Here is a 15,554-nt window from a genome sequence, read left to right as displayed (position 1 = left end):
CGCTCCCGCGGGCACCGGTCGTCGCCAGGGCTCCTCCCTGCCGGTCCCGCGGTGGCCCGCTCAGGAACGAGCGGGCGCCCGGCGTCAGCGGCGCTTCTCCCGGTCGGCGACGGCCAGCAGCTCCTCCGCGTGCGCGATGCCGAGGTCGGAATCGGGCAGGCCGGCGAGCATGCGGGACAGCTCCCGTGCCCGGTCCGTGTCCTCGACCACCCGCACGCCGCTGGTGGTGACCGCGCCGCCGGTGTCCTTCGCCACCACCAGGTGGCGGTCCGCGAACGCCGCGACCTGCGGCAGGTGCGTCACCACCAGGACCTGATGGCTGCGCGCCAGCCGGGCCAGCCGCCGCCCGATCTCCACCGCGGCGGTGCCGCCGACGCCGGAGTCGACCTCGTCGAAGACCAGCGTGGGCGGGCCGCCGGCGCCGGCGAAGACCACCTCGATCGCGAGCATCACGCGGGACAGCTCACCGCCGGAGGCGCCACGCTGCAGCGGCAGCGCGGGCGCGCCCGGGTGGGCCAGCAGCCGCAGCTCCACCTCGTCCGCGCCGTCCGCGGTGACGCCGACCTCGGTGCCGTCCACCGTCACCGAGGGCTCGCTCCGGCCGGCCGTGCGCGGCAGCACGGCCACCTCGACGCGCGCGTGCGGCATCGCCAGGCCGGCCAGCTCGACGCTGACCTCCTCCGCGAAGCGGCCGGCCGCCTCGGTGCGGGCGGCGGTCAGCCGCGCCGCCTGCTCCGCGACCTCGGCCTCCAGGCGCTGGCGCTCCTTCTCCAGCTCCTCCAGCAGCTCGTCCGAGGTGTCCAGCTCACCGAGCCGGGTGCGCGCGGTCTCGGCCCAGGCGATCACGCCGTCGATGTCGTCCGCGTACTTCCGGGTCAGGCCGCGCAGCAGCGCACGCCGCTCGTAGATGGCGGCCAGCCGGTTCGGGTCCGCGTCCAGCGCGTCCAGGTAGGACGACAGCTCCGCGGACACGTCACCGATCAGCGTCGCCGCCTCCTCCAGCCGGGCCGCCAGGTCGGCGAGCTTGGAGTCGACCGTGGCCTGTCCCTCCAGCGTCCGCCGGGCCACGCCGAGCAGGCTGGTCGCGTCCGGCGTCTCGTCGCCGGCCTCGGCCCCGCCGGCGACCGACTGGTACGCCAGCGCGGCCGCGGTGCGCAGCCCCTCCGCGTGCTCCAGGCGCTGCGCCTCCGCCTTCAGCTCGTCGTCCTCACCCGGCTGCGGGTCGACCCGGGTGATCTCGTCCAGGCCGAGCTTGAGCAGGTCGGCCTCCTGGTTGCGGTCGCGCGCGTTGCGGCGTCGGTCGGCCAGGTCGTCCGCGGTGCGCCGCCACTTGGCGAACGTCTCGCGGAACGTCTCCAGCAGCTTCTCGTGCTCGGGGCCGGCGAACCGGTCGAGCGCGGCGCGCTGCTCCGCCGGGCGCAGCAGGCGCAGTTGGTCGGACTGGCCGTGCACGGCCAGCACCCGCTCGCCGACGTCGGTGAGCACCGCGACCGGCGCGGAGCGCCCGCCGACGTGCGCGCGGGACCGGCCCTCGATCGTGACGGTGCGCGACAGCATCACCGCGCCGTCGTCGTCCGGCTCGGCGCCCGCGTCCGTGATGCGGGCCAGCACGGCGTCCGCGATCGCGCCCTTGAGGCGCAGCCGTCCCTCGACGACCGCGCGGCCCGGGTCGGACCGGACGCGGCCGGCGTCGGCCCGCCCGCCGAACAGCAGGCCGAGGCCGGTCACGACCATGGTCTTCCCGGCGCCGGTCTCACCGGTTATCACGTTCATGCCGCCGGTCAGCGGCAGCGTGGTGTCCTCGATGACGCCCAGGCCGGTGATGCGCAGCTCTTCCAGCACAGGCAAAGACAGTAGCCGCGTCCTCCGACACTTTTCCAGCCGAGGGGCACGCCAATTGCGGCGAGCGCGGTGATTAGCGCCGCTTCGTACCCCTCCAGCCGAGGACCGGGAGGTCGAATTTCGCCACCAGCCGATCGGTGAACGGGCGCGGCGCGAGCTGCACGACACGCACCGGCTGCGCGCCACGCCGGACCGTGACCTTCGCGCCGGGCGGCAGGTCGAAGACGCGGTGGCCGTCCGCGCAGAGCGTGGCCACCGACGTGTACGGGTCCACGGTGATCACGAACGTGGACGTGGGCGCGGTCACCAGCGGCTTGCTGAACAGCGCGTGCGCCGCGACCGGCACCAGCAGCAGCGCCTCCACCTCGGGCCAGACCACCGGGCCGCCGGCCGAGAACGCGTACGCCGTGGACCCGGTCGGCGTCGCGCAGACCACGCCGTCACAGCCGTACCGGGACAGCGGCCGGCCGTCCACGTCCACGCGCAGCTCCAGCATCTGCGCGCGCTGGCCCTTCTCCACCGTGACCTCGTTGAGCGCCCAGCTCTCCGCGATCAGCTCGCCGTCCAGCTCGGCCTTGACGTCCAGGGTGAGCCGCTCGTCCACCGTGTACGCCCCGCGCACCACGTCCGCCACGGCCTGGTCGATGTCGCTGATCTCCGCCTCGGCCAGGAAGCCGACCTTGCCGAGGTTGATGCCGAGCAGCGGCGCCTTGTTCGGCCGGGCCAGCTCCGCCGCGCGCAGGAACGTGCCGTCACCGCCGAGCGCGAACACGATCTCGACGCCCTCGGCCGCGGCCGGGCCGAACACCGGCGTCACGCCCGGCGGCAGGTCCAGGTCGCCGATCTCGGAGGCCACCACCCGCACCTCGAAGCCCGCGCGCACGAGGTCGTTCGCTATCGACGCCGCGTGCTCCGTGCTGTGCCGGCGCCCGGTGTGGGTCACCAGCAGCGCCGACCGGTTAGCGGTGCTCGTCACTCGTCACTCCCCTGTCAACAAGCGATTCCGCGCCGGAGTCCGGCGCGTGCTCCGCCACCGTACCCGTGGGTCCGGCCTCGACGACCGCGCGCACATGGCCCGGATCCGCGGCCGGCGCACCCCGGCGCAGCCACACGAAGAACTCCACGTTGCCGCTCGGCCCGGGCAGCGGGCTCGCGGCCACGCCGGCCAGCCCCAGCCCCAGCGTGAGCGCGGCGGCGCAGACGTCGAGCACCGCGTCGGCGCGCAGCGCGGGATCGCGCACCACGCCGCCCTCGCCGACGCGCTCCCTGCCGACCTCGAACTGCGGCTTCACCATCAGCGCCAGGTCGGCGCCCGGCAGCGCGCAGTCGGCCAGCGCGGGCAGCACCAGGCGCAGTGAGATGAACGACAGGTCCGACACGACCAGGTCGACCGGGCCACCGATCAGCTCCGGCGTGAGCGAGCGCACGTTCGTGCGCTCGAAGACCCGCACCCGCTCATCGGTACGCAGCCGCCAGGCGAGCTGGCCGTAGCCGACGTCCACGGCGACCACCTCGGCCGCGCCCGCGCGCAGCAGCACGTCGGTGAAGCCGCCGGTGGACGCGCCCGCGTCCAGGCACCGCCGGCCGGCCACGGCCAGCCCGCGCGGCCCGAACGCGGCGAGCGCGCCGGCCAGCTTGTGCCCGCCGCGGGACACGTACTCGTCGACCGGGTCCGCGCCGGTGACCACGATCGGCTCGGCGGGGTCGAGCTGCGCGGCGGCCTTGCGGGCGACCACGCCCCGGACCTCGACGCGGCCGGCCTCGATGAGCGCGGCGGCCTGCTCACGGGAGCGGGCCAGGCCGCGGCGGACGAGTTCGGCGTCTAGACGGATGCGGCGTGCCATGCGGTGTTCTTCACGTGTCTTCCGGGAGGAGCGGTCAGGCCTGGTCGATCGTGGCGAGCGTCTCGCGCAGGATCTGGTGCGCGGCCTCGTACTCGGCGATCTGGTCGGCCGGGGACAGCGACGCCGCGTTCGCCAGCGAGGCGAGCATCGCGTCCACGGCCGGGTGCCCGGTGGTCCCGTCGCCGGGCTCGGTGAGCGGGACCGGCGGCGCGCTCGTCGGCGGCCGGGGCACGGCCGGCGGGCGCGGCACCGGGAACGGCGTGCTCATCAGCTGCCGGTCCCCTCGTCCAGCACCGGCGCCGCGACCTTCTTGGCGCGCTTGGCCGGCGCCTTCTTCACCGCGGGCGGCAGGTCGGCGGGCGTCTTCCTCGCCGGTGCCTTGCGCGGCGGCGTGATCCGCTGCGCGGGCGTGGCGGACGGCGGCTCCACCACCGGCTCGTCCTCGGCCGGCGCCGCGGGCGCGGCGAGCGCGTCCGGGACCGCGGTGCCGCCGGCCGGCGCCTTCGCCACCGCCTTCTTGGCCACGGCCTTCTTCGCCACCGTCTTCTTCGCCAGAGGTGTCCCGGGCGCCGGTGTCACCGGTGCGACGGTCGCCGCGGACGCGGCCGCGGCGGCCTCCACCGTGGCGTCGACCGGCAGGTCACCGGGCACGTCCACCGGCCCGGCCAGCCGCGCCTCCAGGTCGGCGACCCGCTGCCGCAGCGCGGCCACGTCGTCCGACTTGGCCAGTCCGACCACGCCGAGCGCGCGGTCGACCTCGTTGCGGACCAGGCGCTCGACCACGGCTCGGTTCGCCGTGCCGGCGGCCAGCGCCTCCTCGACCATCGTCTGGAGCTGGGCCGCGGTCGCGCCGCCCTTGCCGACCAGCCGCATGGCGGTCCTGGTGGCCTGCTTGCGCGAGCTCTCGGTCAGTCCCAGGGCGAGGTCCAGGTAGGCCCGCCACGCTTCCTTCTGCATCCGGCTTCCCCTCACTGTTCCGCTCAGCACAGTCCCCGCGCGTGCCACGCTACCGGGCGACGCCGCCGGACCCGTGCGGTACCGTGCGGGAGACCGGCGACCGGCGTGGAGAGGATCAGGCGTGGCCAGCGTAGACGAGGTTCGGGCGGCATTGAACACCCTCGCGGCGCGGCTCGCCGCGAACGCGGCGGCCCAGCAGCGCATCGACCTCAACCGCACGCTCGCCGCGCGCGTCCCCGACCTGGGCACCGCGTTCCACGGCAAGCTGGTGGACGGCCGGCTGGTCGACATCGCCGACGGCGACGACCCGAAGGCGAAGATCTCCCTCACCGCGAACAGCGACGACCTGATCGAGCTGGTCAACGGCCGGCTCGACGTGATGAAGGCGGTCGGCGCCGGCCAGGTGAAGATCGGCGCCAACCCGTTCGACCTGCTCAAGCTCCGCAAGCTTCTCTGAGAACCCGTTCGAGGGGTACGGGGCCGGACTCCGTACCCCTCGAACGGGTCTCTAGGCCTTGTAGTCGTCCGCCTTGACCGCCGGCGCGAAGAGGCCGCCCAGGTCGGCCGCGACGAACGTGGCCTTCTGTTCCGCCGGGGCCGCGCGCAGGTCCTCGATCGTGTGCACGCCGGTGAGCACGAGCAGCCCGTCCATGCCGGCCCGGACCGCGCCTTCCAGGTCGGTGTCCAGCCGGTCGCCGACGACCAGCGCCTTCCTGGCCCCGACCCGCTCCGCCGCGGTGGTGAACAGCGCGGGCGCCGGCTTGCCGACGATCACGTCCGGGTCCCGGCCGAGCGCGTGGCGAAGCGCCGCGACCAGCGACCCGTTGCCGGGCAGCGGCCCGCGCGGGCTGGGCAGCGTCTTGTCCGTGTTGGTGGCCAGCCACATCGCGCCGGCCCGGATCGCCACGCTCGCCTCGGCCAGGTCCGCCCAGCCGACCGCCGGGCCGTATCCCTGCGCGACCGCGGCCGGCCGGTCCTCCGCCTTGCCGACCACGGTCAGCCCGGCGGCCTCGATCTCGGCGCGCAGCGCGTCCGCGCCGACGACCAGCACCTTCGCGCCGGCCGGCAGCCGGTCCGCCAGCACGGCCGCGGACGCGCCCGCCGAGGTCAGCACCTCCTCCGGCGTGGCCGGGATGCCCATGCCGGTGAGCAGCGCGGCCACGTCGGCGGCCCGGCGGGACGCGTTGTTCGTGGCGTAGGCGACCGGAATCCCGGCCTCGTGCAGCCGCGCGATGGCCTCGACCGCGCCCGGGATCGGCTGGTCGATCAGGTAGACCACCCCGTCCAGGTCGAAGATCACCAGGTCGTACCCGTCGATCAGACGATCGCTCACGCTGCCTCCTCGGCCGTCGCTGTTCCGCCCCGATCATTCCAGGCGTGCTCGCGCGTCACCCCGCCGTGGGGTGGACCCGCGGCGGACCCGCCAGCATCGCCTTCGCGTTCGCACCCAGCTCGTCCGGGATGATCTCGACCTCGCCCGCCTCGCACGCGGTCAGCGTGCGCCTCGCGATCTCCGCCGCGTCGTTCAGCGGCCCGGTCCAGAAGTCCTGGTGACCGGTGTCCGTCATGCCGAAGTACGCGCCCGCGACGTGGGTGCCCTGGCCGTCGAGCTCGCCGCGCACCGAGTTGGTCATCGCCCACTGCGCGGCCTTGGCCACGTGGTAGGCGTTCGCCCGGCCGCCCGCCACCCAGGACATCGCGGAGTTGATGTTGAGGATTCCACCGCCGCCGTTCGCCCGCAGGATCGGCGCGAACGCGCGCACCAGCCGCAGCGGCCCCCAGAAGAACACGTCCAGCTGGCCTCGGATCTCCGTCTCGTCGCCGTCCACCAGGTTCGCGAACGACGCGTTGCCCGCGTTGTTGACCAGCAGGGTCAGGTCCGTGGCCCGGGCCGCCACGTCCGCGATCGACGCCGGATCGGTGATGTCCAGCCGCAGCACCTCGGCGCCCGGCAGGTCGACGGACTCGGGCTGGCGCGCCGTCGCGTAGACCTTGGCCGCGCCGCGCTCCAGCAGTTGCTCCGCGAAGTCCCGGCCCAGCCCACGGTTGGCGCCGGTGACCAGCGCGACCGAGTTCTCCAGTTTCATGACGTCGCTCCCCTTCAGTGGCTGATGTGGCCGGGAGCTACGCTAAAACTTGACGTTGACGTCAATTGCAAGTCCGATCTCCTGGAGCCCGCGTGATCCGCATCGGCGACCTGGCCGCGAAGACCGGCGTGAGCACGCGCGCGCTGCGCTACTACGAGGAGCAGGGCCTGCTGCCCGCCGCGCGCACCGGCGGCGGGCAGCGCGCCTACCCCGAGGCCGCGGTGGAACGCGTCGGCCTGATCCAGGGCCTGTTCGCCGCCGGCCTGTCCAGCCGCTCGCTCTCCGTGCTGCTCCCCTGCGTGGACGCGCAGGAGGCCACGGACGAGGCGATCACGCTGCTGCGCACCGAACGCGACCGCATCGACCGGCAGATCCGGGAGCTCGTCGCCACCCGCGACCGCCTCGACGAGGTGATCGTCGAGTGCACCACCGCCACCCCGGGCACCTGCGGCCACCTGGTGTACCCGGCTCACGCCACCGCGGGGTAGAACTCGCGCGGGTCCCTCGCCAGCGACGCCTTGATGGCGGCGGACCACTCGTCGCCCAGGATCTCGATCTGCCCCGCCTCCAGCCCGTCCAGCCCCGCCCGTACCACGGCCGCCGGGTCCATCTTCGGGGTCGCGGTGTACCAGGCCGAGAAGTCCGTGTCCGCCACCCCCAGGTGGAACGCGGCGACCCGGGTGCCCTGCCCCGCCAGCTCCAGCCGCACCCCGTTGGTCAGCGCCCACGCCGCCGCCTTCGCCACCGCGTACGAGTTCGACCCGTCATAGGAGAACCAGGACATCGCGGACAGTACGTTGAGGATGCCGCCACCCCCGTTCGCTCCCAGGATCGGCGCGAACGCCTTGGTGACCGCCAGCGTGCCCCAGAAGTTGGTGTCCAGGTCGGCCCGGACGTCCGCCGGGTCACCGGTGAGCAGGTTGGACCGGGTGGAGATCCCCGCGTTGTTGACCAGCAGCGTCACGTCCGTCGCCCGGGCCGCCGCCTCCGTGATCGAAGCCTGGTCCGTGACGTCCAGCCGCAGCACCTCCACGCCCGGCAGATCGACCGCCTCCGGCCGCCGCGCCGTCGCGTAGACCTTCGCCGCGCCGCGCTCCAGCAGCTGCTCCGCGAAATGCCGCCCCAACCCTCGATTGGCGCCGGTGACCAGGGCGATCTGGTTCGCGATCCGCATGCTTTCCTCCCGTTGCGAGTTGTTCGCCTGCCGGGAGCTACGCTAGAACCTGACACTGACGTCAGAGGCAACACCTTCCCGGGAGCAGCGATGATGCGAATCGGCGACCTGTCCACCCGCGCCGGCGTGAGCGTGCGCGCGCTGCGCTACTACGAGGAGCAGGGCCTGCTGCACGCCGCCCGCAGCGCCAGCGGCCAGCGCCACTACCCCGAGCCGGCCGTCGAGCGCGTCCGCCTGATCCAGCAGCTCTACGGCGCCGGCCTCTCCAGCCGCCACATCGCCGAACTCCTCCCCTGCGTCGACGCCAACGAGCCCAGTGAGCATTCCACCGCTCTCCTCAAGGCCGAACGCGACCGCATCGACCGCCAGATCCAGGACCTCATCGCCACCCGCGACCGCCTCAACGCCATCATCATCAGCTCCCAAACCCCCTCCGCCTGCGAACACCACACCCCATACCCGGCCACCCCCGCCCTCGCCACCACCCCCTGACCCCTCCACCCCCTCCCCGGCGCGCCCTCCGCGCCCTCCGCGCCCTCCGCCCCCGCCGCCCCCGGCGCGCCCTCCGCCCCCGGCGCGCCCTCCGCCCCCGGCGCGCCCTCCGCCCCCGGCGCGCCCTCCGCCCCCCGCCGCGCCCTCCGCCCTGCCGCCCCGCCGCCCCCGCGATCTAGGGGACATTCGCGTAGTTGGAGATCAAAGCGCTGGCATCCGCCCTAGATCGGCGCGCGGGAGAGGTGGGAGGCGGGCCGGCGGCCGGGCGCGGCACCGGCGCCGGGCGGCATTCGCGGCAGCACCCGCCAGGCACGTGACGGCGGCGGGCGCGTTGTTCCCGGCGCGTCGGCTTGCCCGGGCCGGCGTCGTGCGTCGGATGCGGCCGCGGGCGCTTCGCGCCTGAAATATCGGCTTATCGTCGACAGGCGCCGGGGCGATGGCATGCAGAAGGCCCCGGCCGAGTGGCCGGGGCCTTCTGTAAATCAGCGATGAAGCCGGATCAGCGGGTGGTGCCGTCGTTGAACTTCGGGCCGAGGTCGCGCGAGGCCGAGGACTCCGCGGCCTCCTTGGCCTTCAGCTTCGCGTCCTCATCATCCTCGTCGGCGGCGTTCTTCTCCCCCGCGCCGGACTCGGCACTCTCGGACTCGGCACCGGAACCGGCAGTGCCGGTCAGTTCCTCGTCCTCATCCGACTCGACGTCGTCCTCTTCATCATCCTCATCGAGATCATCGTCGTCGTCGCCGAGATCATCGTCGTCGCCGTCGCGATCGTCGTCATCCTCGTCATCGCGATCGTCGTCGCCCTCGCGATCGTCATCGTCATCGTCATCGTCGTCGTCGTCGTCGCGATCGTCATCGTCATCGTCGTCGTCGCGATCGTCATCGTCGCGATCGTCGTCGTCATCGTCGTCGTCGCGATCGTCGTCGTCATCGTCGTCGTCGCGATCGTCGTCGTTATCGTCGTCGTCGCGATCGTCATCGTCATCGTCGCGATCGTCGTCGTCGCGATCGTCATCGTCGCCGTCGCGATCGCCCTCGCCCTCGTCGGCGTCCTCGTCGAGGTCGGCCTCGTCGTCCTCGTCGGCTGCCGCGCCGGTGGTGGCGTGAGGGGCCGCGGAGGTGGTGGAGGAGGAGGGGTCGTCGGACTGGTCGTCGTCCTCGATCTCGACGCCGTCGAGTTCGAGGAGACGCTCGGCGGCGTCGGTGACGGCGTCCTCGTCGGCGGCCGCGGCGCGCGCGAACCACTCGCGGGCCTCCTCGCGGCGGCCGGCGGAGAGGAGTGCGTCGGCGTAGGCGTAGCGCAGCCGGCCGGCCCACGGCGCGTTGCCCTCGGCGGTCAGCTCGCGGACCTGCAGCATCGAGACGGCCGCGTCGTTCTGGCCCATGTCGCCACGGGCGCCGGCGGCCACGATCAGCAGCTCCACGGCCGCGTCCTTGGGCAGCGTCGCGCTGTCGGTGTTGCGGAACAGGTCGATCGCGCGCTCCGGACGCCCGAGCGCCCGCTCACAGTCCGCGAGCACGGCGACGTGCGTCTGCTTGCCGCTCATCCGGTGGTACGTACGGAGCTCGGCGATCGCGGTCTGCCACTCGCCGGCGTGGTACGCGGCCAGGCCCACGGCCTCGCGCACGACCGCGATCCGGGAGGCGAGCCGCCGGGCCGCCAGCGCGTGCGCCAGCGCCTCCTCCGGCTCCTCGTCGACCAGCCGGCCGGTCATCACCAGGTGCCGGGCGACGCTCTCCTGCACCGGCTTGTTCAGCGAGAGCAGTTCCGCGCGTACGTCCCGATCGAGCTCGGTCGCCTCGACGTCGTCCGGGATGACCGGCGCGGCCTGCGTGCCACCGGTACGGTCCTCGCCCCGGTCACCGTCCCGGAGACCGCCCTGCCCCTGGCCCTCGCGCTCGCGGAACCCGCCCCGATCGTTACGGACGTCCCCCTCACGCTCCCGGAAGCCACCGCGCGAGTCCCCGCGGGAGCCGCCCTCACGCTCGCGGAACCCGCCGCCGCGCGAGTCACGGTCACCGCCGCGGAAGCCACCCTCACGCTCGCGGAACCCGCCACCGCGCGAGTCGCGGTCGCCGCCCCGGAAGCCACCCTCACGCTCGCGGAAGCCACCACCCCGGGAGTCACGGTCACCACCGGACCGGAAGTTGCCGCCACGCGAGTCACGGTCACCACCGGAACGGAAACCGCCCTCGCGGTCGCCCCCACGGAAACCGCCGCCGCGCGAGTCGCGGTCACCACCCCGGTAGCCGCCCTCGCGGTCGCCACCGCGGAAGCCGCCGCCACGGGAGTCCCGGTCACCGCCACGGAAGCCACCCTCGCGGGCACCGCCGAAGCCACCACCGCGCGACTCACGGTCGCCACCGCGGAACCCGCCCTCACGGTCCCGGAACCCGCCACCACGCGAGTCACGGTCACCACCGCGGAAACCGCCCTCACGCGGCGCGCCACCACGGGAGTCTCCACCACGGGAGTCGCCGCCACGGAAGCCGCCCTCACGAGGGCCGCCACCGCGCGAGTCACGGTCGCCGCCGGAGCGGAAGCCGCCGCCACGGGAGTCACGGTCGCCGCCGCTGCGGAAGCCGCCGCCCTGGCCCTCACGGTCCCGGAAGCCGCCACCACGCGAGTCGCGGTCGCCGCCGGAGCGGAAGCCGCCACCACGCGAGTCACGGTCGCCGCCGGAGCGGAAACCGCCGCCGCGGGAGTCACGGTCGCCGCCGGAGCGGAAGCCGCCCTCGCGGTCGCGGAAGCCGCCACCCCGCGAGTCACGATCCCCGCCGCGGAATCCGCCGCCCTGTCCCTCACGCTCGCGGAAGCCGCCGCCACGGGAGTCACGGTCGCCGCCGGAACGGAAACCGCCGCCGCGCGAGTCACGGTCGCCACCGCGGAAACCGCCCTCACGGTCACCCCCGGAGCGGAAACCACCACCACGCGAGTCACGGTCGCCACCGCTACGGAAGCCGCCACCCTGTCCCTCGCGGTCGCGGAAGCCGCCACCACGGGAGTCACGGTCGCCGCCGGAACGGAACCCACCACCGCGCGAATCACGGTCGCCACCGGAGCGGAAACCGCCCTCACGGTCACCCCCGGAGCGGAACCCACCACCACGCGAGTCACGGTCGCCACCGCTACGGAAGCCGCCACCACGCGAATCGCGGTCGCCACCGGAACGGAAGCCACCACCGCGCGAGTCGCGGTCGCCACCGGAGCGGAAACCGCCCTCGCGGTCGCCGCCGCTGCGGAAGCCACCGCCACGCGAGTCACGGTCACCGCCGGAACGGAAGCCGCCACCACGGGAGTCGCGATCTCCACCGCTGCGGAAGCCGCCACCACGGGAGTCACGGTCGCCGCCGCTACGGAAACCGCCGCCGCGAGAGTCGCCGCCGCGAGAGTCGCGGTCGCGGAAGCCGCCGGCGCCGCGGGAGTCGCCGCCCCGGAAGTCCCGGTCACCGCCACGACTGTCGCGGCTGCCGCGAGCGTCGTCGCGGCCCCGCCCGTCGCGGCCGTCATCCCGCCGAGAACGCGGGTTGTCGCCGTCCGGTCCTGGGTTCACAGGGGTACATCCTTCCTGGGGGCGCTGCCGCTCGCAGCGCCGGCTTACTGTCGAGATATGTCGCCCGGCCCGGGCGAGCCCGAAATACAACTAAGGGCCGACCCGGGAAGGGTGGCCCTCAATTGTAAAGAAGTCCGGCGGTGTCCTACTCTCCCACACCCTCCCGAGTGCAGTACCATCGGCGCTGGAGGGCTTAGCTTCCGGGTTCGGAATGTGACCGGGCGTTTCCCCTCCGCTATAACCGCCGTAACACTATGAACATATCAACCGGAAAACATCACGGTTGTTTGCTCAGACATCACACAGTGGACGCAAACATCTACGCTTAAAGGACTGTAGTCAAGTCCTCGGCCTATTAGTACCGGTCAACTCAACACGTTACCGTGCTTACATCTCCGGCCTATCAACCCAGTCATCTACTGGGAGCCTTACCCCAACACGTGGGTGGGATACCTCATCTTGAAGCGAGCTTCCCGCTTAGATGCTTTCAGCGGTTATCCCTTCCGAACGTAGCCAACCAGCCATGCCCATGGCAGGACAACTGGCACACCAGAGGTTCGTCCGTCCCGGTCCTCTCGTACTAGGGACAGCCCTTCTCAAGTATCCTACGCGCGCGGCGGATAGGGACCGAACTGTCTCACGACGTTCTAAACCCAGCTCGCGTACCGCTTTAATGGGCGAACAGCCCAACCCTTGGGACCTGCTACAGCCCCAGGATGCGACGAGCCGACATCGAGGTGCCAAACCATCCCGTCGATATGGACTCTTGGGGAAGATCAGCCTGTTATCCCCGGGGTACCTTTTATCCGTTGAGCGACACCGCTTCCACACGCAAGTGCCGGATCACTAGTCCCGACTTTCGTCCCTGCTCGACCCGTCAGTCTCACAGTCAAGCTCCCTTGTGCACTTACACTCAACACCTGATTGCCAACCAGGCTGAGGGAACCTTTGGGCGCCTCCGTTACCCTTTAGGAGGCAACCGCCCCAGTTAAACTACCCACCAGACACTGTCCCTGAACCCGATAAGGGCCCGAAGTTAGATACCCAGATCAACCAGAGTGGTATTTCAAGATTGCCTCCACCCGAACTGGCGTCCGAGCTTCACCGGCTCCCACCTATCCTACACAAGCCAACCCAAATACCAATGTCAAGCTATAGTAAAGGTCCCGGGGTCTTTCCGTCCTGCCGCGCGTAACGAGCATCTTTACTCGTACTGCAATTTCGCCGGGCCTGTGGTTGAGACAGTGGGGAAGTCGTTACGCCATTCGTGCAGGTCGGAACTTACCCGACAAGGAATTTCGCTACCTTAGGATGGTTATAGTTACCACCGCCGTTTACTGGCGCTTAAGTTCTCAGCCTCGCCCCGAAGAGCTAACCGGTCCCCTTAACGTTCCAGCACCGGGCAGGCGTCAGTCCATATACATCGTCTTACGACTTCGCATGGACCTGTGTTTTTAGTAAACAGTCGCTTCCCCCTGCTCTCTGCGGCCATACCACGCTCCACCCGCAAAGGGGCTTCACGCGTCCGGCCCCCCTTCTCCCTAAGTTACGGGGGCAATTTGCCGAGTTCCTTAACCACAGTTCACCCGTCGCCTCGGTATTCTCTACCTGACCACCTGTGTCGGTTTAGGGTACGGGCCGCTAAGAACTCGCTAGAGGCTTTTCTCGGCAGCATAGGATCACTGACTTCACCTGAATCGGCTCGGCATCACGTCTCAGCCTACATGCGTCACGGATTTGCCTATGACACGGCCTACACGCTTACCCCGGCACAACCACTCACCGGGCTCAGCTACCTTCCTGCGTCACCCCATCGCTTGCCTACTACCCACCAGGATCCCAGGCTCGTTAGCTTTGACCCGAAGGTCGCCACTAACTCACGTGGTTAGCACAGTGAGGTTCGGCAGGGACGTTCTTTCGCGGGTACGGGAATATCAACCCGTTGTCCATCGACTACGCCTCTCGGCCTCGCCTTAGGTCCCGACTCACCCAGGGCGGATTAGCCTGGCCCTGGAACCCTTGGTCATCCGGCGGAAGGGATTCTCACCCTTCATTCGCTACTCATGCCTGCATTCTCACTCGTCCAGCGTCCACCACTCGGTCACCCGGCAGCTTCACCCGCTGAACGACGCTCCCCTACCCATCCACACCATAGGTGTGAATGCCACAGCTTCGGCGGTGTACTTGAGCCCCGCTACATTGTCGGCGCGGAACCACTTGACCAGTGAGCTATTACGCACTCTTTAAAGGGTGGCTGCTTCTAAGCCAACCTCCTGGTTGTCAATGCGATCCCACATCCTTTTCCACTTAGCACACGCTTAGGGGCCTTAGCTGGCGATCTGGGCTGTTTCCCTCTCGACTACGAAGCTTATCCCCCGCAGTCTCACTGCCACGCTCTCACTTACCGGCATTCGGAGTTTGGCTGACTTCAGTAACCTTGTAGGGCCCCTAGGCCATCCAGTGCTCTACCTCCGGCAAGAAACACGCAACGCTGCACCTAAATGCATTTCGGGGAGAACCAGCTATCACGGAGTTTGATTGGCCTTTCACCCCTAACCACAGGTCATCCCCCAACTTTTCAACGTTGGTGGGTTCGGCCCTCCACACGGTCTTACCCGCGCTTCAGCCTGCCCATGGCTAGATCACCCCGCTTCGGGTCTAGAACATGCGACTCAGACGCCCTCTTCAGACTCGCTTTCGCTACGGCTACCCCACCCGGGTTAACCTCGCCACATGCCACTAACTCGCAGGCTCATTCTTCAAAAGGCACGCCGTCACCCCTCAAGGCTCCGACGGATTGTAGGCGAACGGTTTCAGGTACTATTTCACTCCCCTCCCGGGGTACTTTTCACCATTCCCTCACGGTACTCGTCCGCTATCGGTCACCAGGAAGTATTCAGCCTTACCAGGTGGTCCTGGCAGATTCACAGCAGATTTCAGGAGTCCGCTGCTACTCGGGTGTCTCCAAGAGAGGCATACAGCTTTCACATACGGGACTTTCACCCGCTACGGCCAGACATTCCAGACTGTTCTGCTAGCAATATGCTTTGTAACTCTCTCAATGCGTGTCAGCACATTAAAGGAGATCCCACAACCCCGAAGGTGCAACCCCTGACAGGTATCACGCACACTCGGTTTAGGCTAAATCCGTTTTCGCTCGCCACTACTCACGGAATCACGTATTGTTTTCTCTTCCTACGGGTACTGAGATGTTTCACTTCCCCGCGTTCCCTCCATACACCCTATGAATTCAGGTGCAGGTGACACCACATGACTGGTGCCGGGTTTCCCCATTCGGACATCCTGGGATCACAGCTCGGTTGACAGCTCCCCCAGGCCTATCGCGGCCTCCCACGTCCTTCATCGGCTCCTGGTGCCAAGGCATCCACCGTTCGCCCTTGACAACTTGACCTACAGAGTAAACAAGATGCTCGCGTCCACTGTGCAATTCTCAACAAACAACCAACCCACAACCACCACACACCAAATCAGCCAGCCTACCGGCCGAGATATTTGGCGCAAGGTCATGCCTGGCGTTCCGTTCCTCGAAGACCCAACCTCACGGTTGTTCCTTCAGGACTCAACAGGGTGCTATTCGCCAGAAT

General features: G+C 70.1%; 11 protein-coding genes, 2 rRNA genes and 1 pseudogene. 3 read left to right on the top strand and 11 right to left on the bottom strand.

The genetic code is table 11. From position 1 onward, the window contains the following. Positions 1-84: 84 nt before the first annotated feature. From recN to J2S41_RS05825, 5 genes are all read right to left on the bottom strand, one after another. Positions 85-1,842, bottom strand: a complete 1,758-nt coding sequence (gene recN / locus J2S41_RS05845; protein ID WP_310364014.1) for a DNA repair protein RecN — start codon at positions 1,840-1,842, stop codon at positions 85-87. Between the two features lie 73 nt (positions 1,843-1,915). Then, positions 1,916-2,818 carry an NAD kinase gene (locus J2S41_RS05840; protein ID WP_310364010.1) on the bottom strand — a complete coding sequence of 301 codons (903 nt, stop codon included), beginning with the start codon at positions 2,816-2,818 and terminating at the stop codon, positions 1,916-1,918. After that, positions 2,802-3,686, bottom strand: coding sequence for a TlyA family RNA methyltransferase (locus tag J2S41_RS05835; protein ID WP_310364008.1), 885 nt, complete (start codon positions 3,684-3,686; stop codon positions 2,802-2,804). The genes J2S41_RS05840 and J2S41_RS05835 overlap by 17 nt, the downstream gene beginning before the upstream one ends. A gap of 34 nt (positions 3,687-3,720) precedes the next feature. Then, positions 3,721-3,954 carry a hypothetical protein gene (locus J2S41_RS05830; protein ID WP_310364006.1) on the bottom strand — a complete coding sequence of 78 codons (234 nt, stop codon included), beginning with the start codon at positions 3,952-3,954 and terminating at the stop codon, positions 3,721-3,723. Next, entirely contained in the window at positions 3,954-4,643 is a 690-nt protein-coding gene (locus J2S41_RS05825) for a phasin family protein (RefSeq protein ID WP_310364003.1), read from the bottom strand. Before J2S41_RS05825 ends, J2S41_RS05830 begins: the two co-directional genes overlap by 1 nt. A 121-nt stretch (positions 4,644-4,764) precedes the next feature. Here J2S41_RS05825 and J2S41_RS05820 point away from each other — a divergent pair, with 121 nt between their 5' ends. Further along, positions 4,765-5,100, top strand: coding sequence for an alkyl sulfatase C-terminal domain-containing protein (locus J2S41_RS05820; RefSeq protein WP_310364000.1), 336 nt, complete (start codon positions 4,765-4,767; stop codon positions 5,098-5,100). Between the two features lie 78 nt (positions 5,101-5,178). Here J2S41_RS05820 and J2S41_RS05815 read toward each other — a convergent pair. Both J2S41_RS05815 and J2S41_RS05810 read right to left on the bottom strand, forming a co-directional pair. Next, positions 5,179-5,976: pseudogene (locus tag J2S41_RS05815) on the bottom strand (HAD-IIA family hydrolase); the annotation flags it as partial. 55 nt (positions 5,977-6,031) lie between these two features. Beyond that, positions 6,032-6,730, bottom strand: a complete 699-nt coding sequence (locus J2S41_RS05810) for an SDR family oxidoreductase (RefSeq protein WP_310363997.1) — start codon at positions 6,728-6,730, stop codon at positions 6,032-6,034. Positions 6,731-6,825: 95 nt separating this feature from the next. On the opposite strand from J2S41_RS05810, the gene J2S41_RS05805 reads away from it, so the two are divergent. After that, entirely contained in the window at positions 6,826-7,218 is a 393-nt protein-coding gene (locus J2S41_RS05805) for a MerR family transcriptional regulator (protein ID WP_310376301.1), read from the top strand. Here J2S41_RS05805 and J2S41_RS05800 read toward each other — a convergent pair. Beyond that, positions 7,200-7,904 carry an SDR family oxidoreductase gene (locus J2S41_RS05800; RefSeq protein ID WP_310363994.1) on the bottom strand — a complete coding sequence of 235 codons (705 nt, stop codon included), beginning with the start codon at positions 7,902-7,904 and terminating at the stop codon, positions 7,200-7,202. The genes J2S41_RS05805 and J2S41_RS05800 overlap by 19 nt on opposite strands. A 93-nt stretch (positions 7,905-7,997) precedes the next feature. On the opposite strand from J2S41_RS05800, the gene J2S41_RS05795 reads away from it, so the two are divergent. After that, complete coding sequence (locus tag J2S41_RS05795; RefSeq protein WP_310376299.1) at positions 7,998-8,396, top strand: MerR family transcriptional regulator; 399 nt, start codon at positions 7,998-8,000, stop codon at positions 8,394-8,396. A gap of 499 nt (positions 8,397-8,895) precedes the next feature. On the opposite strand, the gene J2S41_RS40000 is transcribed toward J2S41_RS05795, so the two are convergent. The 3 genes from J2S41_RS40000 to J2S41_RS05780 form a co-directional block, all read right to left on the bottom strand. Beyond that, complete coding sequence (locus tag J2S41_RS40000) at positions 8,896-12,039, bottom strand: tetratricopeptide repeat protein (RefSeq protein ID WP_445343918.1); 3,144 nt, start codon at positions 12,037-12,039, stop codon at positions 8,896-8,898. Positions 12,040-12,081: 42 nt separating this feature from the next. After that, positions 12,082-12,198 (bottom strand): 5S ribosomal RNA (gene rrf / locus J2S41_RS05785). Positions 12,199-12,284: 86 nt separating this feature from the next. Continuing rightward, positions 12,285-15,361: ribosomal RNA gene (locus J2S41_RS05780) — 23S ribosomal RNA — on the bottom strand. Positions 15,362-15,554: the final 193 nt, after the last annotated feature.

The sequence above is a fragment of the Catenuloplanes atrovinosus genome (assembly GCF_031458235.1).
In the GTDB taxonomy this organism is placed as follows: domain Bacteria; phylum Actinomycetota; class Actinomycetes; order Mycobacteriales; family Micromonosporaceae; genus Catenuloplanes; species Catenuloplanes atrovinosus.
Note: the sequence above shows the minus strand (reverse complement) of the source record. Positions and strands in the feature narration are given on the sequence as shown.